23 protein-coding genes are annotated in these 26,177 nt (G+C 42.8%); 19 read left to right on the top strand and 4 right to left on the bottom strand.

Going from position 1 to position 26,177, the window contains the following annotated elements; translation table 11 throughout:
• Positions 1-130: 130 nt before the first annotated feature.
• The 11 genes from WKT01_RS09395 (at position 131) to WKT01_RS09345 (ending at position 11,577) form a co-directional block, all read left to right on the top strand.
• On the top strand, positions 131-973 hold the full coding sequence (locus tag WKT01_RS09395; protein ID WP_340312158.1) for an amino acid ABC transporter substrate-binding protein: 843 nt from the start codon (positions 131-133) through the stop codon (positions 971-973).
• Between the two features lie 75 nt (positions 974-1,048).
• Positions 1,049-1,696, top strand: coding sequence for an amino acid ABC transporter permease (locus WKT01_RS09390; protein WP_059069147.1), 648 nt, complete (start codon positions 1,049-1,051; stop codon positions 1,694-1,696).
• Positions 1,697-1,708: 12 nt separating this feature from the next.
• Positions 1,709-2,470, top strand: a complete 762-nt coding sequence (locus WKT01_RS09385; RefSeq protein WP_340312157.1) for an amino acid ABC transporter ATP-binding protein — start codon at positions 1,709-1,711, stop codon at positions 2,468-2,470.
• 206 nt (positions 2,471-2,676) lie between these two features.
• Positions 2,677-3,384 carry a phosphoribosylaminoimidazolesuccinocarboxamide synthase gene (purC, locus tag WKT01_RS09380; RefSeq protein ID WP_059069151.1) on the top strand — a complete coding sequence of 236 codons (708 nt, stop codon included), beginning with the start codon at positions 2,677-2,679 and terminating at the stop codon, positions 3,382-3,384.
• 11 nt (positions 3,385-3,395) lie between these two features.
• Positions 3,396-4,829: an adenylosuccinate lyase gene (purB, locus tag WKT01_RS09375; protein WP_270395328.1), complete on the top strand. Its 1,434-nt coding sequence runs from the start codon at positions 3,396-3,398 to the stop codon at positions 4,827-4,829.
• A 133-nt stretch (positions 4,830-4,962) separates the two neighbouring features.
• A complete protein-coding gene (locus tag WKT01_RS09370; RefSeq protein ID WP_270395329.1) occupies positions 4,963-6,030 on the top strand; it encodes a leucine-rich repeat protein in 1,068 nt (355 codons plus the stop codon).
• Between the two features lie 23 nt (positions 6,031-6,053).
• Complete coding sequence (locus tag WKT01_RS09365) at positions 6,054-6,827, top strand: threonine/serine exporter family protein (RefSeq protein WP_270395331.1); 774 nt, start codon at positions 6,054-6,056, stop codon at positions 6,825-6,827.
• Positions 6,824-7,279, top strand: a complete 456-nt coding sequence (locus WKT01_RS09360; RefSeq protein ID WP_270395332.1) for a threonine/serine exporter family protein — start codon at positions 6,824-6,826, stop codon at positions 7,277-7,279. The genes WKT01_RS09365 and WKT01_RS09360 overlap by 4 nt, the downstream gene beginning before the upstream one ends.
• 179 nt (positions 7,280-7,458) lie before the next feature.
• On the top strand, positions 7,459-8,202 hold the full coding sequence (locus tag WKT01_RS09355; protein ID WP_270395333.1) for an SIR2 family NAD-dependent protein deacylase: 744 nt from the start codon (positions 7,459-7,461) through the stop codon (positions 8,200-8,202).
• Positions 8,203-8,270: 68 nt separating this feature from the next.
• The gene (gene gltX, locus WKT01_RS09350; RefSeq protein WP_270395334.1) at positions 8,271-9,731 is read left to right on the top strand and encodes a glutamate--tRNA ligase; all 1,461 of its coding nucleotides are present in this window, start codon (positions 8,271-8,273) and stop codon (positions 9,729-9,731) included.
• Between the two features lie 43 nt (positions 9,732-9,774).
• On the top strand, positions 9,775-11,577 hold the full coding sequence (locus WKT01_RS09345) for an ATP-dependent helicase (RefSeq protein ID WP_270395344.1): 1,803 nt from the start codon (positions 9,775-9,777) through the stop codon (positions 11,575-11,577).
• Here WKT01_RS09345 and WKT01_RS09340 read toward each other — a convergent pair.
• Entirely contained in the window at positions 11,560-11,862 is a 303-nt protein-coding gene (locus tag WKT01_RS09340) for a DUF1292 domain-containing protein (protein ID WP_059069166.1), read from the bottom strand. The two genes, WKT01_RS09345 and WKT01_RS09340, sit on opposite strands and share 18 nt — an antisense overlap.
• Before the next feature lie 175 nt (positions 11,863-12,037).
• On the opposite strand from WKT01_RS09340, the gene WKT01_RS09335 reads away from it, so the two are divergent.
• The 3 genes from WKT01_RS09335 to WKT01_RS09325 are packed head-to-tail and all read left to right on the top strand — an operon-like array spanning position 12,038 to position 15,292.
• Entirely contained in the window at positions 12,038-13,027 is a 990-nt protein-coding gene (locus WKT01_RS09335; protein WP_117975017.1) for a substrate-binding domain-containing protein, read from the top strand.
• Between the two features lie 20 nt (positions 13,028-13,047).
• Complete coding sequence (locus WKT01_RS09330; protein WP_270395345.1) at positions 13,048-14,736, top strand: alpha-amylase family glycosyl hydrolase; 1,689 nt, start codon at positions 13,048-13,050, stop codon at positions 14,734-14,736.
• A gap of 19 nt (positions 14,737-14,755) precedes the next feature.
• Positions 14,756-15,292 carry a DUF5662 family protein gene (locus WKT01_RS09325; RefSeq protein WP_270395336.1) on the top strand — a complete coding sequence of 179 codons (537 nt, stop codon included), beginning with the start codon at positions 14,756-14,758 and terminating at the stop codon, positions 15,290-15,292.
• 90 nt (positions 15,293-15,382) lie between these two features.
• Here WKT01_RS09325 and WKT01_RS09320 read toward each other — a convergent pair whose 3' ends face one another.
• Positions 15,383-15,862 carry an S-ribosylhomocysteine lyase gene (locus WKT01_RS09320; RefSeq protein ID WP_059069175.1) on the bottom strand — a complete coding sequence of 160 codons (480 nt, stop codon included), beginning with the start codon at positions 15,860-15,862 and terminating at the stop codon, positions 15,383-15,385.
• 182 nt (positions 15,863-16,044) lie between these two features.
• Between WKT01_RS09320 and WKT01_RS09315 the strand changes: the two genes are divergently transcribed.
• Complete coding sequence (locus WKT01_RS09315; protein ID WP_117975034.1) at positions 16,045-16,665, top strand: histidine phosphatase family protein; 621 nt, start codon at positions 16,045-16,047, stop codon at positions 16,663-16,665.
• A gap of 763 nt (positions 16,666-17,428) precedes the next feature.
• Here WKT01_RS09315 and WKT01_RS09310 read toward each other — a convergent pair.
• The gene (locus tag WKT01_RS09310; protein WP_117975016.1) at positions 17,429-19,063 is read right to left on the bottom strand and encodes an ABC-F family ATP-binding cassette domain-containing protein; all 1,635 of its coding nucleotides are present in this window, start codon (positions 19,061-19,063) and stop codon (positions 17,429-17,431) included.
• Positions 19,064-19,269: 206 nt separating this feature from the next.
• On the opposite strand from WKT01_RS09310, the gene WKT01_RS09305 reads away from it, so the two are divergent.
• From WKT01_RS09305 to WKT01_RS09290, 4 genes are read left to right on the top strand one after another with little or no spacing between them, the layout of a single operon-like run.
• Positions 19,270-20,133 (top strand): patatin-like phospholipase family protein, encoded by an 864-nt coding sequence (locus tag WKT01_RS09305; RefSeq protein WP_117975015.1) that lies wholly within the window; start codon positions 19,270-19,272, stop codon positions 20,131-20,133.
• 2 nt (positions 20,134-20,135) lie between these two features.
• A complete protein-coding gene (gene ppk1, locus WKT01_RS09300) occupies positions 20,136-22,238 on the top strand; it encodes a polyphosphate kinase 1 (RefSeq protein WP_270395989.1) in 2,103 nt (700 codons plus the stop codon).
• A 16-nt stretch (positions 22,239-22,254) separates the two neighbouring features.
• Positions 22,255-24,252, top strand: a complete 1,998-nt coding sequence (gene topB / locus WKT01_RS09295; protein ID WP_270395990.1) for a DNA topoisomerase III — start codon at positions 22,255-22,257, stop codon at positions 24,250-24,252.
• A complete protein-coding gene (locus tag WKT01_RS09290) occupies positions 24,249-24,914 on the top strand; it encodes an acyltransferase (protein WP_059069184.1) in 666 nt (221 codons plus the stop codon). The genes topB and WKT01_RS09290 overlap by 4 nt, the downstream gene beginning before the upstream one ends.
• A gap of 87 nt (positions 24,915-25,001) precedes the next feature.
• On the opposite strand, the gene WKT01_RS09285 is transcribed toward WKT01_RS09290, so the two are convergent.
• Positions 25,002-26,129, bottom strand: coding sequence for a glycerate kinase family protein (locus WKT01_RS09285; protein ID WP_270395992.1), 1,128 nt, complete (start codon positions 26,127-26,129; stop codon positions 25,002-25,004).
• Positions 26,130-26,177 lie beyond the last annotated feature (48 nt).

The raw sequence follows: 26,177 nt of genomic DNA, 5'->3' as shown, positions 1-26,177 counted from the left end.
TAGAAGAAGTCATACATGATAAAGCGTTTGACAGAAAGGCAGAAATATGATATTATATCCATGTATTTTAGCGTGGTAAAGTAATCAATTACTAATATGATAAAGTGCCACGGCAAGGAGGAGATGTAGGATGAAGAAGAAAATGGCTTTTGTACTTGCGGCGGCATTGACTGTTTCACTTGCGGCAGCGGGGTGCGGCACAACGGATGACAAAGCAGACAAGAAAGAAGACAAAAAAACAGAAAGTTCGGCAGATTCTTCTGCCAATGATGACGATACTTTTGTCGTTGGTTTTGATGCAGAGTATCCACCATATGGGTATATGGATGATAATGGCGAATACACAGGGTTTGACCTGGAACTTGCGCAGGCAGTCTGCGATATGGAAGGCTGGAAATTAGAAAAGAAACCAATTAACTGGGATTCTAAGGATATGGAGCTGAATTCAGGCTCTATTGACTGTATCTGGAATGGCTTTACCATGAACGGAAGAGAGGACGATTATACATTCTCTGTTCCTTATGTAGATAACAGTCAGGTCATCGTAGTGGCGGAAGATTCCGGAATTGAAAGTCTGGAGGATCTAGCAGGAAAACAAGTCGGTGTGCAGGCGGCTTCCGCAGCGTTGGATGTATTGAATGGCGATCAAAAAGAGTTGGCAGATACATTTGCTTCTTTAAATGAGTTCGCAGATTATAATACTGCTTTTACAGAACTGCAGGCAAGGGCCTTGGAGGCGCTGGCGATTGACATCGGAGTGGCAAAATATCAGATCAATTCCCGCGGGGACGGATATAAAATACTGGATGAAACCTTGAATAAGGAACAGTATGCCATTGGATTTAAAAAGGGAAATGAAGAATTGTGTGAGAAAGTAAATGCAGATCTTCAGAAACTTGCAAATGATGGGACAGTTGCCGAATTGGCGGAAAAATATGAGATTGCTGATATGGTGACGCTGAAAGCGGAATAAATAAATCTGCACTGAGAATATGAAGAATACCCCCGGAAAATTCCGGGGGCATACTTGTGTCTGGGAGGAAGATGCATGAGTTTTGAGATAATGTTACTGCAATTGACAAAAGGTTTTGGGCAGACCTGCCTGATTTTTTTCCTGACGCTGGTGTTTTCCCTGCCGTTGGGAATGGTCGTATACTTTGGAAGGGTATGCAGGCTGAAACCAGTCAGCTGGCTGGTTAAGATCTATATATCGATCATGAGGGGAACGCCTCTTATGCTTCAGCTTTTAGTTTGGTATTTTGCTCCTTTTTACCTATGGGGGATGAATATAGGGGGGTATAAGCTGACTGCGATCATCATAGGTTGTTCTTTGAATTATGCCGCGTATTTTGCAGAGATCTACCGGTCGGGGATTGAGTCGATACCCCAGGGACAGTATGAAGCAGCAGCACTGTTGGGATATTCCAGACAGCAGACATTTTTTAAGATCGTACTGCCGCAGGTGGTCAAGATCGTGCTGCCGTCTGTGACAAATGAAGTGATCACGCTCGTAAAAGATACGTCGCTTGTATACGCTCTTTCCTATGTGGAAATGTTCGCTGTAGCAAAACAGATCGCGGCGGCACAGACGACAGTACTTCCATTTTTTATTGCAGGTGTATTCTACTATATATTCAATTATGTGGTCGCAGGAATGATGGAGTTGTTTGAGAAACGCCTCAATTACTACCGATAGGAGGAAGATGGAATGAAACTTCTGGAAATGAATCATATAAAGAAATCTTTTAATGGCGTGCAGGTCATACAAGATATCTCACTTTCTGTAGAAACAGGGGAGATACTTGCGATCATTGGACCGTCCGGTTCCGGTAAGTCCACACTTCTGCGGTGCGCTACCATGCTGGAGACGATCGACGGCGGAGAAATCTATTATCTGGGAAACAAGGCTGCCTGGGTGGAAAACGGAAAGCCTGTATTTCCAAGGAAAGAAGAACAAAAGAAGATCCAGTCTTATTTTGGGTTGGTATTTCAGAATTTTAATCTATTTCCGCATTTTTCTGTACTCAAAAATATTACCGATGCGCCGCTCAAAGTGCAGAAGCGCAGCAAAGAAGATGTATATGAAGAAGCAAGGAAATTATTGAAAAAAATGGGACTTTCTGATAAGGAAGGCGCCTATCCGTATCAGTTATCCGGCGGACAGCAGCAGAGGGTATCTATTGCCAGGGCGCTGATGATGCATCCGGATATTTTATTTTTCGATGAACCGACTTCTGCTTTGGATCCGGAACTGACAGGGGAAATCCTGAAAGTGATCAAAGATCTGGCAGCAGAGCATATGACAATGGTGATCGTTACACATGAGATGAATTTTGCGAAGAAAGTAGCGGATCATATTATTTTCATGGATAAAGGTGTGATCGTCCAGGAAGGAAAGCCGGAGGAAGTGTTTGGCTCGGAAAATGTGAGGGTACAGGAATTCCTTGGAAAATTGACATCAGAAAGATGAATAAATGAGGTACGGTATATAAGTAAAACTTATTAAATTGCGAAAAAATAAATAATGAGATACAGGCGCTGCAAGGCGGAGGGAATATTGATTTTCCCTCTGCCTTATATTATAATCAGAAATGCGGTGGGAATGTCTGTGCTTTGACAGAGCTTTTCCCAGTGTTGAACCTTATTGAAAAAAAAGAAAGGGACAGGTGTGAACGTATGAAGAAATTAGAACAGCTTTACGAAGGAAAGGCAAAGAAAGTATTTTCTACAGAAGATCCGGATATTGTTATTGTGGACTATAAAGATGATGCAACTGCGTTTAACGGCGAGAAGAAGGGGACGATCGTAGGAAAAGGGGTCATCAATAACCGTATGACAAACTATATTTTCCAGGTATTAGAAAAAGAAGGCGTTCCGACACACTATGTAGAAGAATTGAGCGATCGGGAGACTGCGGTCAAGAAAGTGGAAATCGTGCCTCTGGAAGTGATCGTGAGAAATGTGGCTGCCGGAAGTTTTTCAAAGAGACTTGGCATAGAAGAAGGGAAAAAATTGTTGGCACCTACCCTGGAATTCAGTTATAAAGATGATGATCTCGGAGATCCGATGATCAACGACTATTTTGCGATCGCGATCGGAGCAGCAACAAGAGAGGAAATCGATAAGATCACCGAGTATACATTTAAGGTGAATGATGTATTAAAGAAGTTTTTCGACGAGGCAGGCATTGAGCTGATCGACTTTAAGATCGAGTTCGGAAGATACCATGGAGAGATTATCCTGGCAGATGAAATTTCTCCGGATACCTGCCGCCTGTGGGACAAAGAGACACATGAGAAATTGGATAAAGACCGTTTCCGCAGAGATATGGGGAATGTAGAGGATGCGTATCAGGAAGTATTCAAACGGATCGGCATCAGATAGTGGAGGTATATATGAGTAATGAACGTTATGTAAGCCCTCTGTCTGAACGGTATGCCAGCAGGCAGATGCAGTATATTTTTTCTCCGGATAAGAAATTTAAAACATGGAGAAAACTGTGGATCGCTCTGGCAGAGACAGAGAAAGAGCTGGGGTTAAATATCACAGAGGAACAGATCGAGGAATTGAAGGCGCATGCAGAAGATATCAATTATGATGTGGCAAAAGAACGGGAAAAGGTTGTCCGCCATGATGTGATGTCACATGTATACGCTTACGGTGTACAATGTCCAAAGGCAAAGGGAATCATCCATTTAGGCGCAACGTCCTGCTATGTAGGAGATAATACAGATATGATCATCATGTCGGAAGCGCTGAAATTAGTGAGAAAAAAGCTGCTGAATGTGATAGCAGAGCTGGCAAAGTTCGCAGAGGAGCAGAAAGCGCAGCCTACGCTTGCTTTTACACATTTTCAGCCGGCACAGCCTACAACAGTAGGAAAAAGGGCTACACTTTGGCTGCAGGAATTTGAGATGGATCTAGAAGATCTGGACTATGTGCTTGGAAGTCTGAAATTATTGGGTTCCAAAGGGACAACGGGAACGCAGGCAAGTTTTCTGGAGTTATTTGACGGTGATCAAGAGACCATCGATAAGATTGACCCGATGATTGCGGAAAAGATGGGATTCAAAGCCTGCTATCCGGTATCTGGGCAGACGTATTCCAGAAAAGTAGATACAAGAGTGCTGAACGTACTGGCAGGAATCGCGGCAAGCGCGCATAAATTTTCTAATGATATCCGTCTTTTGCAGCACTTAAAAGAAATCGAGGAACCATTTGAGAAGACACAGATAGGTTCTTCGGCAATGGCATATAAGAGAAATCCCATGCGCAGTGAGCGGATCGCTTCTCTTTCACGTTATGTTATGATCGATGCGCTGAATCCGGCGATCACTTCTGCGACACAGTGGTTTGAGAGGACATTGGACGATTCGGCAAATAAACGTCTGAGTGTGCCGGAGGGTTTCCTTGCCATAGATGGTATATTGGATCTGTGTATGAATGTCGTAGATGGTCTTGTCGTATATCCAAAAGTGATCGAAAAACGTCTGATGGCAGAACTGCCGTTTATGGCAACAGAAAATATCATGATGGATGCGGTAAAGGCAGGTGGAGACAGACAGGAGCTGCATGAAAAGATCCGCGAGCTTTCCATGGAAGCAGGACGCAATGTAAAGGAAAAAGGAGAAGACAATAACCTCCTTGAATTGATCGCCAAAGACCCGGCGTTTAATATGACGTTGGAGGAATTAAAAGAGACGATGGATCCTTCTAAATATGTGGGACGTGCTAAGGAACAGGTGGAAGCATATCTGAAAAATGTCATAGGGCCTTTGCTCAAAGCAAATGAAGAAGAACTTGGATTGAAAGCAGAGATTACGATATAGACACAAACGATACTTTCGTATTCCTCATCAAAAAAATTATGCAAAGGAATGTTGCAAAAGATTGCAGCATTCCTTTTTCTTATGCTAATTTGGTATTTGGTGTTTCAGCATAAGAAAGGTATGGGTAAGAAATATGGAAGATTGTGAAAAGTTTTATAACAGATGGAATTTAAAGGGGATATATGTCCGGTTGGTGGAAAGCATATGCATTTTATTGTTTATGCTTTTCCTCGCTGCAGCTGCATATGATTTTGCGGAATGTTTTCCCCGATATACAGGGATGGGAAAGACAAAAACAGAATCTGACGGCAAAGATGTGGCTATACATACAGAAAAAGGAGTGTGTAAAGATCTGTATGGAATCATGGAGACAGCGGCAGTGGAAGGAGTCGGAGAAATGGGCAGAGATATGGGCGGAGAAACAGCGGAAGCTGCGGTAAGGGCTGTGTCGAAGACTGTGGAAAATGAACCGGAAGAGAATGTGTATTTTTCTACATATTTTCCTGAAAGTGAAGAACCTGCGGCGTCAGAAACAGTAGTGACAATACCGGATCACGAAAAGGAAGAAGTTGCAGTTCCGGATATTCCTCAAAAAGATACGGATACAGAAGAACCGGATAATGGAGAAAATATAGAGAAGATCCCATCTGTAAACGGTTTTCTGGTGGATGAGTCCGGTATGATCTGCGGGATAGAGCCGGGAGCGGATGTTCTCTATGACGGGTATCTTTTAGATCTTCCGACAGAGCATGTGACAGGGATACGTAAAGGTGCATTTATGGATGCTCCCGGAGGTGCCATTGAAATGTATATTCCATCAAATATCACTAACATTGAAGCAGGAGCATTTCTCGGACTTCGTGAGATGGAATGGATCGAAACCGCACCGGATCACGGAAGCTACACAAGTATGGATGGAGTGTTGTTTACTGCTGATGGAAAGTGCTTGATCGCTTTTCCAAGCGGCAGGACAGAGATTTATATTGTTCCGGAAACAGTGACAAGCTTTGCGGCGTATTCTTTTTGTCATACGCGGATTGCAAAGATTGACATGAGAGTATGCGGCGTGACAGAAATAGGGGAATCTATATTTGGGGAGGAGAATGGAGCAGGAATCACAATTGTCGTGCCAGAAGGGATGAAGGACGTTTACCGGGACGCGTTTTTATGTTATGATGTGACAGTAGAAAGTTCGTTCTAATCTGAACAAGGAGTGATGTGTCAATGGACTATAAGCTTGTTATCCGGACGGCAGTTCTGGCGGGAGAGCTGATGCTGTTAAGTGGGGCCGAGACATACAGAGTAGAAGATACGATGAACCGTATCTTACAGACAGCTGGGACGCAGACAGCCGAGGCACTTGTGTTCCGCACTGGGATTTTGGCTACGATCGATGATCCGGATATAGAACCTGTCACCATGATGCGTCGAGTAAAGGCTTCCGGTACAAATTTAAACAGGATCATGCAGGTGAATGCGATCTCAAGGAAATACTGCGCAGGAGAAATGACGCTTTTGGAGGCCTATGAAGGCCTGGGAAGTATTCAGAAGAAGAAGTATAAAATATGGCATTATAATCTGGCTACAGTCATCATACCGGCGGGGTTTGCTCCGTTGTTCGGCGGGCAGATGCCGGAGATGCTTCTTTCGGCGTTGGCAGGCGCGTTGTTGGCTCTTATTATTACTGCTGCAAAGAAGTGGAAAGTAAATGGGTTGATCTCTGATGTGGTTTCGTCTTTTGTTGTTGTAATGGCGGTATTCCTTTTAGGAATAAAAATGACAGGAGTAAATATAGATGTTGTGATTATCAGTGCGATCATGCCGTTAGTTCCGGGCGTAGCGATCACAAATGCTGTCAGGGATATCGTACAGGGAGATTATATGTCCGGCAACGCACGTGTGCTGGAGGCATTTTTGACAGCGGCAGGAATCGCGATTGGAGCAGGCGCGGGCATGTGGCTTGCCAGATTGCTGATAGGGGGTGGAATGGCAGGATGAGTCTGATGATAGGTGTGGCAGGGTGTTTCTTTTCTGTCGCAGCGTTTGCTATATTACTAGAAACTCCCCCAAATTATCTGATCCATGCCGGTGCGGTAGGAGCAGTGGGAGGTTTCGTATATCTGATAGGGACAAAGTATGGATTAGGTGTAGTCCTATCCTCTTTTTTATCGGCGCTGTCGATCGCTTTCCTAGCACATTTGTTTGCTAGGATTTTTAAAGAGCCGGTTACTGTATTTCTGACAGCGGGCATACTTCCGACAGTTCCGGGAGCAGGCATGTATCGTACAGCATATTATCTGATCCAAAACAACAGTGAAAGAAGCGGGTATTATCTGATGCAGACTCTGGAGATTGCAGGTGTGATCGCGCTAGCGATTTTTATCGTGGATACATTGTTTAAAATAGCGGGAAAGAGAGAAAAAAGGTATACCCGTTCGGGTACCCCGTAACACATGCCTTACAGGCGGGCGTGCTATGCACGATAAGGTATCAAAAACAGGTTTTTTGTTTGTTGAACTATCTCTTTATATGTTCTATAATAAGAAGTAAGAAGAGGAAAGTGCTATTTCCTGTTGTCTGGAAGCAATTTAGTGGTGTTTTTTCAATGGAGAACAGGGGAGGATAGGATATGAAGGAGAGAAACATACTTCAGATTCTGAAAAACAGTGAGTATACTGTCGTATTGCTGGGCGTGGAAATGATTTTGGAAAACGGGTATCCGGCATTGCGAGACGGCTTTGCCTCTTATGACTTGGAACAGAAATACGGATATTGTCCGGAGGAAATCATAAGTAGTGCTTTTTATGAAACAAGAAAAGACTTTTTCTTTCGATTTTATAAAGAAGAGATACTAAAAATTGCAGAGGAGCTGCCGGGAAAAGGCTATCAAAGTTTAAAAAAACTGCAGGACTATGGATTGATACAGACGATCATTACAAAGCGTATCTTTGGATTGGCAGACCGTGCGGGCTGCATAGATGTTATCAATCTGCATGGCACAGTCTATGAAAATATATGTCCGAAATGCGGCAAAAGTTATTCGGTGGAATATATAAAAAATGCAAAAGGTGTTCCTTTATGTGAAAACTGCCTGGTATCGATCCGTCCAAAGATCATCCTGTACGGAGAGATGGTGGATAATGAGGTGATGACAAAGGCGGCATTCAAGATGGAAAAGGCGGATGTGGCACTGGTATTGGGAGCACCCATACATGCCTCTATGTGCCAGCAGCTTCTGCAGTATTATAAAGGGAAGAAAATCATTCTTGTAAAGGCAAAGGAACATTTTTCCGATACACAGGCAGATATCTGTATTCATTCCAGATGCGATACATTTTTAACGGGACTCGTAAGGAAATATGAGCAGGGATGAAGCATCATAGTCAGGAAGAAAAAAATACTGTATGACTTTAAAACAGAGACAGAAAGTGGAGAGAGAAAATGAGTAATAAAGTAAGAACAAGATTTGCGCCAAGTCCTACGGGAAGGATGCATGTGGGAAATTTACGGACAGCGCTGTATGCGTATTTGATCGCAAAGCATGAAGCAGGAGATTTTATTTTAAGAGTAGAGGATACAGATCAGGAACGATTTGTCGACGGTGCCCTGGAGATTATTTACCGGACATTGGAAAAGACGGGGCTGTATCATGATGAAGGACCGGATAAGGATGCCGGATATGGACCGTATGTACAGAGCGAACGGTGCGCGAAGGGGATTTATCTGAAATATGCTAAACAGTTGGTAGAGCAAGGGGACGCCTATTATTGCTTCTGTGACAAGGAACGTTTGGAATCTCTAAAAACCTCGGTATCAGAAGATGGAACAGATATTGTAGTCTATGATAAACATTGTCTTGGATTGACTTTGGACGAGGTAGAGGCAAATCTTAAAGCAGGCAAGCCATGGGTGATACGTCTGAATGTGCCAAACGAAGGAACAACGACTTTTCATGATGAGATATATGGGGATATTACCGTTCCAAACAGCGAACTGGATGATATGATCTTGATCAAATCAGATGGTTTTCCTACGTATAATTTTGCAAATGTAGTAGATGACCATCTGATGGGAATCACGCATGTAGTAAGAGGAAACGAATATTTATCTTCAGCTCCAAAATATAACCGGCTGTATGAGGCGTTTGGATGGGAAGTGCCGGTGTATGTACATTGTCCTTTGATCACGGACGAAAATCATAAGAAGCTGAGCAAACGCTGCGGACATGCCTCTTATGAAGATTTGATAGAGCAGGGATATATATCAGAGGCAGTGGTCAATTATGTTGCGCTGCTTGGATGGTGTCCGTCTGATAATCGTGAGATTTTTTCTCTGGAAGAATTGGTAGAAGCTTTTGATTACCGACATATGAGCAAGTCGCCGGCAGTATTTGACACCGTTAAACTAAAATGGATGAACGGAGAGTACTTAAAGGCAATGCCTTTTGCACGTTTCTATGAGCTGGCGAAGCCTTATATACAGGAAGTTATCACAAAAGAATATGATCTGGAGAAGATTGCAGCGCTTATCAAAACAAGGATCGAGATCCTGCCGGACATCAAAGAACAGATTCAGTTCTTTGAAGAAGTACCGGAGTATGACATATCTTTGTATACACATAAAAAAATGAAAACAAATCCGGAGAATTCTTTGGAATTTTTGCGTCAGATACTTCCGGTATTGGAAGTTCAGGAAGATTACAGCAATGATGCCCTGTTTGAGACGCTGAAAGCATATGCCGGCGAACATGGATATAAGATCGGGTATGTCATGTGGCCGCTGCGTACAGCTGTATCCGGAAAGCAGAACACGCCGGGCGGGGCTACAGAGATTATGGAAGTACTTGGCAAAGAAGAATCTCTCAAAAGAATACGGGCAGGTATTCAGAAGCTGGAAGGATAAAGGGGAGTAAGACAGAAGATTGAATCAGGCACAGAAAAAAGCAATGATGATAAAAGACGGACCTTGTCTCGTGCTTGCGGGACCAGGGTCGGGGAAAACAAGAACGATCGTAAAAAGAATAAAATTCCTGATAGAGGAACAGAAAGTAAGACCAGAAGAAATTCTGGTCGTTACTTTTACCCGTTATGCGGCGGCAGAGATGAAAAAACGTCTGTGTGAGGTCATGGGGAGAAGAACTATACCTGTCACTGCCGGAACATTTCACGGTATTTATTATGGAATATTGAAATGGGCTTATCGCATAGGCTCCGGAAATATTCTTTCGGAAGAGGAAAAATACCAGATTTTAAGAGAGGTGATCAGTCGGCAGAAAATGGAAGTTTTTGATGAAGAAGATTTTCTGGAAGGAATTGCTTCAGAGATTGGAACAGTAAAGAATAATGGATTGGCTATAGAAGAATTTCATTCGTCAAAATGCGATGCAGATGCGTTTTACGGAATTTATCATGCGTATGAAGCGCAGAAGAAAAAATGGCGGAAAATTGATTTTGATGATATGCTTTTGTTATGCCGAGAGTTGTTTTTGTCACGGCCGGATATTTTAAAACAGTGGCAGAAGAAATTTCGTTATATTTTGATCGATGAATTTCAGGATATTAACCGTATACAGTATGATGTGATAAAGATGCTGGCGCTGCCGGAGAATAACTTGTTTGTGGTGGGAGATGACGACCAGGCTATTTATGGGTTTCGTGGAGCAGATACGAGGATCATGTTTGAATTTTTGGAAGATTTTCCGCAGGCAGCACAGATTCTTCTAGACATTAACTACCGTTCTTCTGCTAATATTGTAAAAAATTCTCTGAAAGTGATCGGCAAAAATACAGTACGGTTTGAGAAGAAACTGCGTGCGGCAAAGGAAAAGGGGACCAGCGTGCATGTGCAGGAATTGAAGGATCCGGTGGAGGAGGGCAGATATATTACAGAAGAAATAAAAAAGAGAAGAAAAGCAGGGATTGCCTGGGAACGGATGGCTGTTCTGTTCCGTATCCATACAGATGCCAGGTCGGTGGTGGAGAACTTTTTGGAACAGAAGATCCCTTTTCAGATGAAAGAACATCTTCCAAATCTGTATAATCATTTTATCGGAAAAGATATACAGGCATATTTTCATATGGCAAACGGCAGCAGACTGCGGGGAGAATTTTTACAGATCATGAACCGGCCTAAGCGCTATTTGTCAAGAGAAAGCCTTTCTCAGGGAGAAGCTTCTTTCGAGGAACTGCGGAAGTTTTATTTCGACAAGGACTGGATGCAAGATCGGATCGACCAGTTTGAATGGGATATAAAAATGCTTTCAAAAATGGCACCTTATGCCGCAATCCAATATCTGCGCAAGAAAATAGGATATGATGATTTTTTGAGAGAGTATGCGAAGACAAGGAATATACATGCGGCAGATCTGTTTGAGGTACTGGCGGAGATAGAGGAAGCCGCAAGACCTTTTGCTACTCTTGAAGAATGGTTTGATCATGTGGCGGAGTATACAGAAGTTTTACGAAAAAAGGAGCAGAAAAGACAGGAAGAACAAAGTGGTATCCATTTGATGACAATACATGCCGCAAAGGGACTTGAATTTGATACGGTATTTATCATAGAGGCAAATGAAGGGCAGATTCCCTATAAAAAAGCAAAAAGCGAGGAAGAAACAGAAGAAGAAAGGCGTCTGTTCTATGTAGCAATGACAAGAGCAGAAGAAATCTTGAAGATTTGTTATGTAAAACAAAAAAATGGGAAAGAGGTATCTCCTTCCCGTTTTGTGCAGGACCTACTCGAGACTATCTAGGTCAAGTTCTTCAAATTCCTGGGTATCTAACCATTCGTCGAATGCTTCAGACGCACGTTCAAATTCTTCGTCGTCTTCGATATTTTCCAGTTCAGGTTCCTTGGATGTCCCTTCAAAGAAGCGGTATAGATAGACTTGTCCATCCTCGTTATCTCCATTTTCGTCTAAAGGAAGGAGGGCGATATATTCCTGCCCGGCTGTTTCAAATATAGTCAGTACCGCGCATTCCAGTTCTTCATCATTATCCAGTGTCAGTGTGACAGTGAGCGCTTCATTTTCGTTCATTGTTTTTCTCCTTTATTGTATTGATCTCCTCACATTTAATAGGGGAGTATTGCTAATAAAACTCTAACAGATAGAATATAAAAAAGCAAGGGAAACATAGAGGGTAATCAGTTGACAATCCTCTGAAATAGGGTAGAATGTAAGAGTGGACAGAAAAAAGAAAGGAAACAGCAGGATGAAAGGAAGAGTTGTGAGAGTACTGGCAGTGGCGTTGGCAGCTGTTGTTTTTGCGGGCGGATGCAAGAAAAATGTCGGTACTCCTGAAGATAATGCGGTGGTGGAGACAGATGACCAGGAAGAAAGTGAAGAACAAGAAGAACTTGTTGTCGGATTTAGCTGTATGAATTTGTCGAATCCATTTTATGAGACGCTGGAAGCGGCAATCCAGACATCTTTAGAAGAGCAGGGAGCTCGCCTTCTTGTCAAAAATCCATCAGGGGATGTACAGGCACAGATTACACAGATCCAGGAGTTGATAGAGGAAGAGGTAGACGCGGTTATTTTATGTCCGGTCGATTGGGAAGAAATTACACCGGCACTGGAAGCGTTGAAAGAAGCGGATATACCTGTGATCAATCTTGATACAGAGGTAAAAGAAACAGAGTTGGTCGACGCATATATCGGTTCAGACAATAGAAATGCCGGGTATGTCTGCGGGCAAGATCTGATCGAGACAAAACCAGATGGGGGCAGTGTTATCATCGTAGAATGTCCTGCAATCAATTCTGTCAATGAAAGAATCACAGGATTTGAAGAGGCGGTTGCAGAAGGCGGATTTGAAGTTTTGGAGAGGATTAACAGCAGCGAGCAGGATATTAAAACAGCCATGCAGGAAGTGCTGGCAGAGAATAAACAGATTGATGCTGTCATGTGCGGAAATGATGAAATGGCGCTGCAAGTATATGAGACAGTAAAGGCTGCCGGGCGGACGGATATTTTGATCTATGGAATAGATGGCTCTCCAGCAGTGAAAAAGTTATTGGCGGAAGGGGTGAATCCGATGGAAGGTACCGGAGCACAGTCTCCGATCAATATAGGCAAAACTGCGGCTGAGACGGCAAAAGCAATCGTGGACGGAGAAGATTTCGAAGAAGAGGTACATATAGAGACGTTTTTTATCGACAGAGAGAACGTAGAGATGTATGGAACTGATGGCTGGCAGTAAGAAAGGATAAGCAGGAAATGATGAAAAAGGTGCAGGGGCATCCGTTTCCACTAGGTGTAACAGTAGAAGAAGACAGAGTGAACTTTTCCGTTAGCGTACCGGCAGGAAAAGAGTGTATTCTCAGCGTATATAAAGCAGGGGAAGAAAATCCGGCATATACATTTGACATGAAACAGAAAGAAGGCATGGGAGAGATTCGTTTTCTTGCACTAGAAAGCGTGTTCCCCGGCGAATATGAATATGCTTACAGGACAGGAGGGAAGATATGGGTAGATCCCTTTGCGAAAGAACTGACATATACAGAGGATGCAAAAGAAAAGAAAAATCCGTTAAGGCGTGGACGGCTTGTAAATCGGCAGTATGATTGGGAAGGGGACAGAAGGCTTTATTTGCCGTATCACGAAGTGATCGCATACAGTCTGCATATAAAGGGGTTTACAAAGCACAGATCTTCTGGAGTGAAGCATAAAGGAACATTCCGGGGTGTGATTGAAAAAATTCCATATTTAAAAGAACTGGGGATCAATCAAATTCAATGTATGCCGGTTTATGAATTTGCAGAATCTGCCAAAGGATATACGAATTACTGGGGATATGGTCCGGGATATTTTTTTGCGCCGAAAGCATCTTATGCGGCAGGAAACGATGCGGTGACAGAATTGAAAGATATGGTAAAAGAATGCCATAGGGCAGGCATAGAAGTGATACTGGAGATGCCCTTTAATTCTGAGATTCTTCCGCAGACGGCATTGGAATGTCTGCGATATTATATGTTGGAATATCATGTGGACGGTTTCCTTGTAAATCCATATCATGTGCCATGGGAGATGCTGCAAAAAGACCCGCTTTTAAAGGACGGAAAAATCTTATGCAAAGATGACGGATTCCAGAATGTGATGCGCCGGTTTTTAAAAGGTGATGAAGGGATGATAGATGCTGTCATTTGGGCGCTTCGGCACTGTTCCCGGGAAGATGGAAAGTGTAATTATATTACTTCTCATAATGGCTTTACTCTCTGGGATCTCGTATCATATGATGGAAAACACAATGAGGCAAACGGTGAAAAAAACCAGGATGGTCCGGACTATAATTATAGCTGGAACTGCGGGGCAGAGGGACCAAGCAGAAAAAGAAGCGTGATACAGCTCCGTAAAAACCAGGTGCGGAATGCATTTTATCTTCTTCTTACCGCACAGGGAACCCCCTGTTTACTTTCCGGAGATGAATTTTATAATTCGCAGAAAGGAAATAATAATGTCTATTGTCAGGACAATGAACTGGCATGGCTAAACTGGGGACAATTAAAGACAGACGCTTCTTTGTTCCGGTACGTAAAAGAATTGATCGCCCTGCGCAAAGCGCATAGTTCTATACACAGAGAAGAAGCAGTGCGGGGAATAGACAGGACGGCATGTGGGATACCGGATGTATCTTATCATGGAGAGAATGCTTGGCAGGTACAAAATCAAGTATCCAGCAGGCAGCTGGGGGTACTCTACTGTGATGAGAAAGAGGAAGATATATGTTTCGCTGCCTATAATATGCACTGGCTGAAGCATACTTTTGCACTTCCGGCTCTTACCGGAGGCAGGAAATGGTACAGGGTATTTTATACATGCAGGAAGGAGCAGGAGGAGGAAAAATTATTAGAAGATCAGAGAACGATAGAATTGGAGGAAAGAACTGTCGTATTTCTGGTAGGAAAATAGAAAGCAGGACAGTATAAGGATGAAAGCATTACAGCATTTTTGTACAATTACAAGACATAAAATCTTGGTTATGAAAGAATGTTTCCGAGTGGGATTGTACCGGCAGGGGCTGCTGCACGATCTATCTAAGTACAGTCTGACAGAATTTAAGGTGGGATGTAAATATTATCAAGGAACAAGAAGTCCTAATAATGCAGAACGGGAGGCAATCGGATATTCTTCAGCGTGGCTTCACCACAAAGGAAGAAACAAACATCATTATGAGTATTGGATTGACTATGGAACCGATGGAGACAAGGGGATGGTCGGTATGAAAATGCCTGTGAAATATGTAATAGAGATGTTTTTGGACCGGATTGCTGCTTGTAAGGTATATAGAGGCACAAGTTATACAGACGCTGCACCTCTTGAGTATTATCTGGGCGGAAAGGGCGAGTATCTTATACATCCGCAGACACAGGCACTCTTAGAAAAGCTTTTGCGTATGCTGGCAGAAGAGGGAGAAGAAAAAACATATTTTTATATTCGGACAAAAATTTTGAAAAAGAAAAAATAAAAAGCGCTGTTGTGAAAAAGAAGTTCTGTTTCGCATACAGCGCTGTATTTCTGTTCTACATGTATATAGATGAAAATAAAGAAGAAGAGGCTATTCCGGATAGAACATCTGCTCGTCTTGTATATCCAGAAGGACTTCTTTTAAATATTTTTTGGCAAGGTATTTTGCCATAGGCAGATTCATATCCAGATAGTTGCCGCAGTCTCTGGGTGCTGCACCAGGAAGCTGTCCCTGGTATCCTGCGATGAACGCAAACATTTCTTTCAAGAGCGGGAGTATATCCTGGGAAGTATGCTCCCCAAAGAGTAAAAGATAAAAACCAGTACGGCATCCCATAGGTCCAAAATACAGTACACTTTCCTTGAAATCTTCATGATTTCGCAGAAAGGTTGCTCCCAGATGTTCTATCGCATGGATTTCTGCTGTATTCATGACGGGTTCTTCATTGGGAGAAGTCATGCGGATGTCGAAGGTAGTAACACAGGTTCCCTCCCAGAAGTCTTTCCGTGAGACATAGACACCGGGGACTAGTTTTAAATGATTTACTGTAAAACTGGTTATTTTTTTCATATAAAATTGTCTGTTACAGCGTGAACTGTAATTTTCCTTTCTATTTTGATGATAACAGTATAAATCTTTTTTGCAAAAATGAAAAGAAAAGTTTATACTAAAAAGCGATGTATGACAGAAATCCTAAAAACAGAAAACAGGCAGGAGTGTTGAAGCTGCCTGCAGAAAACGGAGGAATGAAAATGGCAACCTTATATATTGTTCGGCATGGAGAGACAGAGTGGAATAAAAGACGAAAAGTACAGGGGCATGCAGATATTCCGTTAAATGAATATGGAAAATATTTAGCGGAGGAAACAGCGAAGGGATTGAAGAACATCCGGTTTGACTGTGCATATACAAGTCCGCTAAAACGAGCAAAACAGACTGCGCAAATTATATTGGGAGAACAAGCGGCTCCATTATATGAAGACAATAGGATAAAAGAAATGGGATTTGGAGAGTATGAAGGTATGTGCTGTGCAGGGGAAGATAAAGATGAAAAAAGTGGAGAATTTCAAAAGTTCTTTAACGATACGGCACATTTTATCCCCGCGAAAAATGCAGAAACGATCATGCAAGTGAATAAAAGAACAAGAAATTTTTTGATAGAAATGTGTACTCGAAAGGACTTGGAAGGAAAAAACATACTGGTATCGACTCATGGAGCCGCAATGACCTCCTTATTAAACCATATCAGAAACAATACAGAACCGGCTGATTTTTGGAAATATAAAGTTCCGCCGAATTGTGCAGTAACAATTGTAGAAATCGTCAATGGCATCCCAAAGATTTTAAAAGAAAACATAATCTATTATTTATAAATTTAACGTAGCAACAAGCAGTGCGAAAAGGAACAGTTCATGCCCTGTGTCATGCTTGCATGTAAATAGGGTGTGAACTGTTCCTTTTCATTCGGCGACTGCCGATAGCGAAATGAAGCGGAGGCGGAATTGAGCTAACACTGCGGAAGTATCCAAAAGAAATATGCAGTCAAACGACAAAAGGGCGCATGAAATGTATGTTTTGCATCGCTCGTCAGGGCTTTGCCGAAATTCCTCGCTCACGCAAAACATACCTTATCGTGCATAGCACGCCTGCCTGAAAGGCATGTGTTGCGATATGCTCGAATGAGTGCACATTTCATGCATACACTTTCGCCGCTTAAGTTCATGTTCCTGTTTAAAAAAATCGACTTCACGCTGCTACAAACTTCCAAGCAGAAGTATCTATTCCCTTCCGATTGGAGATGTACAACAACGTGAAGTCGTCTTTTTTTCTGAAATTTAATTGAGGAATCTACCTTCTGATAGTGGAGTGAAACTTCTGATTGGAAGAGACAGCGAAGAACCACTATGTCAGATAAGCAGGGCATTGACAGGAGCGTTCCGAATACAGTTCGCCTGGTTCTTAGCGCAGTACATCTGCGTGTTCCAATGGACACGTCGATGTTCTGTGCTTAGAATCACTCGAACGGATGAGGTAAAGCGGGTCCTGTCCTGTGTTCTGACATAGTGGTTCTTTGCGTACCTTCTATAATAAATTTTACTCTTTCTCTATAAGGCAGTTCGTCAGTTAAATTTATATTCAGTCGTTTTCTTCTGCCTGTATGGAGTATGTCTGGCGTTTTCTTGCCATTTCATCACTTTCCAGATATTCGTCGTAGGTGGTGATCTTATCGATCAGTTTTCCGCCCGGTACGATTTCCATGATACGATTGGCAGTTGTCTGTACGATCTGATGATCGCGGGACGTAAATAGAAGTACGCCGGGGAATTTTATCATTCCATTATTCAGCGCGGTGATCGCTTCCATATCTAGATGATTGGTCGGTTCATCCAAAAGGAGAATATTTGCGCCTGAGATCATCATCTTTGAGAGCAGACAGCGTACTTTCTCCCCGCCGGAAAGGACTTTCACACGTTTGACGCCGTCCTCACCGGAGAAGAGCATCCTTCCCAAAAAGCCGCGTACATAAGTGACATCTTTATTTTCAGAATGCTGGGTCAGCCATTCAGTAATGGTATAATCGCTGTCGAATTCTCCGCCAAAGTCTTTTGGAAAATAGGCCTGCGTGGTGGTGATCCCCCATTTATAGGTTCCCTCATCTGGTTCCATTTCTCCGATCAGAATCTTGAACAGTACGGTTTTTGCCAGTTCGTTGCCGCCGACGAATGCGACTTTATCGTCGTGTCCCAGGGTAAAAGAAAGATTGTCTAATATCTTCTCTCCATCTATAGTCTTTGAGAGGCCTTCTACCGTAAGTACTTCATTTCCAATCTCACGGTTTGGACGGAAGTCAATATATGGATATTTGCGGCTGGATGGCTTGATTTCATCCAGTTCGATTTTTTCAAGGGCACGCTTTCTGGAAGTTGCCTGTTTTGATTTGGATGCATTGGCACTGAAACGGGAAATAAATTCCTGAAGCTCTTTAATCTTTTCTTCTTTTTTCTTATTGGCTTCCTTCATCTGGCGGATGAGGAGCTGGCTGGATTCATACCAGAAATCATAGTTGCCGGCGTAGAGCTGGATTTTTCCATAATCAATATCTGCAATCTGTGTGCATACTTTATTTAGAAAATATCGATCATGAGATACGACAATAACCGTATTGTCAAAATTGATTAAAAATTCTTCCAACCATGCGATAGCATCCAGATCTAAGTGATTGGTAGGCTCATCTAGAAGCAGTATATCTGGATTGCCAAATAAAGCCTGTGCGAGAAGTACTTTCACTTTTTCCGGACCAGTCAAGTCTTTTAAGTATTTATAATGAAGTTCTGTGTCAATCCCAAGTCCGTTTAAGAGAGTCGCGGCGTCTGATTCAGCTTCCCAGCCGTTCATAGCTGCAAATTCGCCTTCCAATTCACTGGCGCGTATGCCGTCTTCATCGGTAAAGTCTTCTTTTGCGTAGATGACTTCTTTTTCTTTCATGATTTCATAGAGCCGTGCATTTCCCATAATGACGGTATCTAAGACAGGATATTCGTCATATTTATAATGATCCTGCTGCAGGAAAGAAAGCCTTTCACCAGGAGTGATGGCGATTTCTCCTTTGGTAGGCTCGAGCTGTCCGGAAAGAATCTTCAGAAAGGTAGATTTTCCGGCTCCGTTTGCGCCGATCAAACCATAACAGTTGCCTTCCGTAAATTTGATATTAACATCTTCAAACAACGCCTTTTTTCCGACGCGGAGTGTGATATTATTTGCACTGATCATATTCTTTCTCCTTTTTCATATAATGCCGGGCAAAGAAACGCCCTTCTGACACGTAAGAGTCTGCCCATTCGGGCATCTTTTCCACCGCCTATATTACCATGAGACAGGACTAAATAGCAAGGTTTACAGCGATTTAAAAAAATTTAACAATATTTGTGGTTTGCGATTTATATAAAACGTTATATAATGAAAAGAAAAAGTGAGGGATGTATATGGTAAAAGCGACGATCGTTTTAGAAGGCGGAGCAACGAGAGGTGTATTTACATCGGGTATTCTGGATTATCTGATGGAGAAGGATATATATATGTCACATGTGATCGGTGTTTCTGCGGGAGCTTGTAATGCAGCGGACTATGTATCCAGGCAGCCGGGAAGGACGAGAGACTGTATGATACCGACGGATAGATCAGGCAGTTATTATAATGGGGTGCGGGGGTTTGTCAGGGAAAAAAGTTTAATGAATATGGATCTGCTCTTTGATACATTTCCCAATGAAACACTTAAATTTGATTATGATACATATTTTCAGTCAGAAATAGAATGTGAGATGGTAACAACTAACTGTATATCAGGAAAGGCTGAATATATGAAGGAGCGAAAAGACAAAGAGCGGTTTATGAAAATATGCCGGGCTTCCTGCAGTCTGCCTCTTATGACGCCGATTGTAAATATAGAAGGGGTACCGTACTTGGATGGCGGGTTGGCAGATTCGGTGCCGATCTTGCGGGCTCAGAAAATGGAGAATGAGAAGATCATTGTGATACTGACGAGAAATGCCGGGTATCGGAAGAAAGTTATTTCAAGGGGAATGGAAAAAGTATATCGCAGAGCTTACAAATCTTATCCGAATCTGGTACGCACGATCCTGCGCAGGAGTTTTCAGTATAATAAAACGATGAATTATCTGGAACATCTGGAAAGAGAGAAAAAAATATTTGTATTGCGGCCACTTGTAAAGCCGGTGGCAAGGCTGGAAAGGAATAAAGAGAACTTGACAGCATTTTATAAACATGGATATGATCTGATGCAGGAGAATCTGGACAATATGATGAGATATCTGGAGGGATAAATATGCGGGGAGAAAAACTAGAGTATACGCAGAACCGAGAGTTGTCGTGGCTTCGTTTTAATCAGAGAGTCTTAGAGGAAGCGCAGGATGAAAGTGTGCCTCTTTTGGAACGGATGAAATTTGTCGCTATCTTTACAAGCAACTTAGACGAATTTTTTATGATACGTGTAGGCAGCCTATATGCAATGGAAGAAGCAGATCATAAAAAGGTGGATATTAAGTCCGGACTGACGCCACGCGGACAGTTGGACGCGATATATGCCGCAGTGGCTCCTTTGTATAAAGAGAGAGACAAGACTTATGCGGAGATAAAAAAACAGCTTCATCCGTATGGTGTGTGCGGTTTGGATTTTAAGGAACTGGAAGCACAGGAAAAGAAGTATGTGAAGAAATATTTCAAGGAACAGATACTGCCGGTGCTTTCGCCACAGATCGTAGATGCTAACCATCCGTTTCCCCATCTGCTGAATAAAGAAATCTATGTGGTGGCGGATTTGAAAATGGAAAGTAAATCTATGATAGGTTTAGTTCCCGTTCCACAATTTATCTCCGATATTTTGTATCTGCCTGGGCATGACATACGATATATACGTATGGAAAAGGTGATATTGGAGTATTTAAGTCTTGTATTTGAACAATATGAAGTAGCAAATGAAAACTATATCTGTGTGACAAGAAATGCAGACGTGTCTCCGGATGATGAGGCGTATGCAGATAATGAAGATTTTCGGTACATCATGCAGGAAACGCTGAATAAGAGAAGACGTATGGCGGTGGTGCGTCTGGAGACGGCAAGTCCGCTCAACAAAGAAATGGAAAAGTATTTTTGCGATAAATTTAATATCACGCCGAAATGTATTTTTCGGACAAAAATGCCGATGAAATTAGACTATATATTTGCAATCGCAGATAAAGTACCGCCGACTATGAAACGTTCTTTGGTAGACGAACCGTTCACGCCTCAGCCCTGTCCTCTATTAGGAGAAGGAAGTGTGATAGCGCAGGTAAAGAAAAAAGATGTTCTTTTGTCTTACCCATATGAAAGTATGGAACCATTCTTAAAATTGATAAAGGAGGCATCCGTCGATCCAAATGTCATTACGATCAAAATTACGATCTATCGTCTGGCAAAAAAGGCAAGGTTGGTGGAGTATCTCTGTGCAGCGGCAGAGAATGGAAAAGAAGTGACGGTGCTGATCGAGCTGCGAGCCCGCTTTGATGAACAGAATAATATAGAATGGTCAGAACGGATGGAGGAGGCCGGGTGCAGAGTCCTCTATGGGTTTGAGGGGTATAAGGTACATTCCAAGATCTGTCTGATAACATATCGCAGCAAAGGTGAAATTAAATATATTACGCAGATCGGTACAGGAAACTATAATGAAAAGACAGCGAAAATGTATACAGATTACTCACTTCTGACGGGAAATCAGAGAATCGGAGAGGATGCGTCTGTATTTTTTAAGAATATGTCGATCGGTAATTTAAATGGCGCCTATCAGCATTTGATCGTATCACCGACCAGTTTAAAACAGAAAGTACTCGCTTTGATGGAGGAAGAAATCAAAAAAGGAAGCCAGGGCAGGATCGTGATGAAGATGAATTCGGTTACGGATATCGACTTTATACGCAAGACAGCAAAAGCTTCTCAGGCAGGCGTGCGCATTGATCTGATCGTGAGAGGAATATGCTGCATCCTTCCCGGAATACCGGGGAAGACGGAGAATCTAAGAGTGACCAGTATCGTGGGTCGGTATCTGGAGCATCCGAGAGTGTTTGTGTTTGGAAGCGGGGAAGCGGCAAATGTCTATATCGGGTCTGCGGATATGATGACAAGAAACACGGAAAAACGGGTAGAGATTGCCTGCCCAATCTATGACAAAGATATTAAGAAACGTTTGATACGGAATTTAAATATTATGCTGTCGGATAATGTAAAGGCAAGAGAAATGACAAGCGACGGCACATACAGAAAGAAGAAAGGCGATGAAAGAGCTGTCAATTCGCAGGAGATATTTATGAAGGAAGCGATGAATTTCAGGCGGGTATGTCCGAAGAAAAAAATGACAGCGCTTGATAAGATAAGGCGTTGGCTGAAGCGATAGGACAGCAGTAGAAAGAATGGGAAAATCAGTATATATAGCAGAAAAGCCGAGTGTGGCACAAGAATTTGCAAAGGCATTGAAATTAAATATAAAAAGACGGGATGGCTATCTGGAAGCAGAGGATGCGATCGTGACCTGGTGTGTCGGTCATCTTGTCACCATGAGTTATCCGGAAGAATATGACCCGGCTCTGAAACGGTGGAGTCTTCATACTCTGCCGTTTATACCGGAGAAATTTAAATATGAAGTGATCCAAAATGTCGCAAAGCAGTTTGAAATCGTAAAGGGGATCCTGACAAGGCGGGATGTAGAAAAAATCTATGTCTGTACCGATTCTGGACGGGAAGGAGAATATATTTACCGACTGGTGGAGCAAGAGGCACACGTGGAGGGCAAAAAAAGACTTCGTGTCTGGATCGATTCCCAGACAGAAGAGGAGATCCTGCGGGGAATCCGGGAAGCAAAGGATCTGTCGGCCTATGATAATTTGAGCGCGTCGGCTTATTTGAGGGCAAAAGAAGATTATCTGATGGGGATCAATTTTTCCCGGCTGCTGACTTTAAAATACGGGAATAGTATTTCAGATTACTTACATACAAAATATGCGGTCATATCGGTTGGCCGAGTGATGACGTGTGTATTGGGGATGGTCGTGCGTAGAGAACGAGAAATACGGAACTTTATAAAGACTCCGTTTTATCGTGTTATAAGCGCCATTTGTACGCAGGAGAGGACATTTGAAGGAGAATGGAGGGCAGTACAGGGATCGCGGTATTTTGAATCGTATGATCTGTATAAAGAAAACGGATTTAAGAAAAAAGAAAAGGCAGAAGAATTGATCGCATATCTGTCGGAAGGACAGTCTGTGACATGTACTGTACAGTCTATAGAGAAAAAGAAGGAAAAGAAAAATGCGCCGCTTCTGTATAATCTGGCTGAACTGCAGAATGATTGCTCCAGAAGATTCAAGTTGAGTCCGGATGAGACTCTTAGGATCGTACAGGAGTTATATGAGAAAAAGCTGGTGACATATCCAAGGACAGATGCGAGAGTACTTTCCACAGCAGTAGCGAAGGAGATCACAAGAAATCTAAACGGTCTGTCCCGCTATAAGAAGGCGGTTCCCTATTTGCAGGACATACTGAAATTTGGGAGTTATAAAAACTTGGTGAAAACGCGATATGTCAATGATAAGCAGATCACTGACCACTACGCGATCATACCGACAGGACAGGGGCTGGCGGCGCTGGAGCCGCTTTCTCGTGTAGCAAAAGAAGTATATGAATGCATTGTGCGGCGTTTCTTGAGCATTTTTTATCCGCCTGCCGTATATCAGAAGGTTTCTATTGTTACTGCTATCCGGGGAGAAGCATTTTTTTCTAATTTTAAAGTCCTTATGGACGAAGGGTATCAAAAAGTTGTAAAAACTGTACAGAAGCAGGAAGAACAAGATCTGGACAATGCGATGTTGGAGGCGGTGAAAACGCTGAAGAAAGGGGATGTCTTATCTGTTGAGTCCCTGGAGATAAAGGAAGGAGAGACTTCTCCTCCGAAGCGTTATAATTCGGGCTCCATGATACTGGCAATGGAAAATGCCGGGCAGCTGATCGAGGATGAGGAATTAAGAGCCCAGATCAAGAGCAGCGGGATCGGCACAAGCGCTACTAGGGCAGAAATCTTGAAAAAACTGGTTCATATCAAATATTTGGAGTTAAATAAGAAGACACAGATTATTACGCCTACTCTGCAAGGAGAGATGGTTTATGAAGTAGTGGATCATTCTATTAGATCTCTTTTAAATCCGGAACTGACGGCCAGCTGGGAAAAGGGACTAAATTATGTGGCAGAGGGAACTATTACGCCGGAAGAATATATGAAGAAATTAGATCAGTTCATCATAAGCCGGATAAACGGCGTAAAGGGATTAAATAATCAATCCCAGCTACGCGGCTCTTATGAAGCCGCAGCTGCGTTTTATAAAAAGAAAAAAGCAAAGAAGGGAGACAGATCATGAAAGGACTTACAGTAGAGGCACTTTATACACTGGAAGAAACAATTGCAAAGGAGATTTTTGAAGGGGTGACATACCCGTGGGAGGTGTTGCCTAAAATTAGCAATTTCATTCTGCAGCTTGGCGAAACATTAAGTGAAGAAGAATATGAAAAAAGAGGGGAAAATGTGTGGATCGCAAAATCTGCAAAGGTAGCTCCTACCGCTTATATCAATGGCCCGGCAATTATCGGAAAAGAAGCGGAGGTCAGACACTGTGCTTTTATCCGCGGAAATGCGATTGTGGGAGAGGGCGCCGTCGTAGGAAATTCCACAGAACTGAAAAATGTTATTCTGTTTAATAAGGTGCAGGTTCCACATTATAATTATGTAGGGGATTCTATCCTCGGGTATAAATCGCACATGGGTGCAGGCTCGATCACATCGAATGTAAAATCTGACAAGAAGCTTGTCATTGTAAAAACACCGGAAGGGAATATAGAGACAGGAATGAAGAAATTCGGCGCTATGCTGGGAGATGAAGTAGAGGTCGGATGCGGCAGCGTTTTAAATCCGGGAACAGTCGTAGGAAGCCACAGCAATATTTATCCGCTTTCCTCTGTAAGGGGATATGTGCCGGGAGGAAGCATTTATAAAAAACAAGGTGAAGTTGTAGAGAAGAAATAAACTATCCAAAGAACAGAAACAGCGTTTACTATATCTGTATATATAGTAAGCGCTGTTTTAAAAAATAAAACTTTGAAGAAATTTTATCTACAGCAGACGGAATACTTGTTCTGCGGCAGCTTTCATATTCGTATAGGCATTTGCGGGAGCCATAGCTTCTTCCAACGTGGTGATTTCTCGGATGATCGGAAAGAACGCGTCGATTCCGGCATGGTTGCAGGCAGATGCGTCCAGGGTCACACTTCCGGCAAAGGCGATCACTTTGGCACCATGTTTTTTGGCGAGAGCGGCAACTCCGATCGGCGCTTTCCCCATCGCGGTCTGATGATCCATCCTACCCTCTCCGGTAACAACGATATCTGCGTCTTTTATATCTTCTTCCAGATGAATGACATCTAAGATCAATTCTACACCCGGTACAAGAGAGGCATTTAAAAAGCTTAAGAAGGCAAAACCAAGTCCTCCAGCCGCACCTGCGCCTGCATAGGAAGAATACTCTTTAGCAAAAGTCTTGTTTACGACACGGGCATACTGCTGCATGGCAGAGTCCAAAGCTGGTTTCATAGACTCTGTCACACCTTTTTGGGGACCGTAAATATAGGTAGCGCCATTTTCTCCGTATAAGGGGTTTGTCACATCACATGCAATGCGGAAACGGCAGTTTTTTAATTCCGGTATTCTGTGAGATATATCAATAGAAAAGACAGTATCCAATGCCTGCGCTCCTTCTTTGGTCTCTCTTCCATTGACATCAAGAAAAGAAAAGCCAAGTGCTTTGAGCATGCCGATGCCTCCGTCATTGGTAGCACTGCCGCCTATCCCGATGATGAAATCACGGCAGCCTTTGACAATGGCATCTTTTATCATTTCTCCGACTCCGTAAGTGGATGCGCGAAGGGGATCCTTTTCCTCTTCTGCAAGCAGTGTGATCCCGGCAGCAGACGCCATCTCCAGTACAGCTGTATTCGTATCAGGCAGTAGACCATAATAGGTATGTACAGGTTTCCCAAGAGGGCCTGTCACGGTGATGTCTATTTTTGTGGCTCCCAGTCCCTCGATCAGTGCGTCTGTCGTGCCTTCTCCGCCGTCAGCCAGTGGTCTGACGATTACGGTGGCATCAGGCTGGGCATTTAAGATTCCCTCCTTTGCAGCATTTCCGGCCTGTACAGAGGATAGGCTGCCTTTTAAAGAATCAATCGCAAGGACAACTTTCATAAAATGTACCCTCCTTATTTGTAAAATAGTATATTCAGTATAGCAGAA

This window comes from Mediterraneibacter sp. ICN-202921, from assembly GCF_037890075.1.
Classification (GTDB): domain Bacteria; phylum Bacillota; class Clostridia; order Lachnospirales; family Lachnospiraceae; genus Mediterraneibacter; species Mediterraneibacter massiliensis.
The sequence above is the reverse complement of the archived record's forward strand: the minus strand, read 5'-3'. Positions and strand labels throughout refer to the sequence as shown.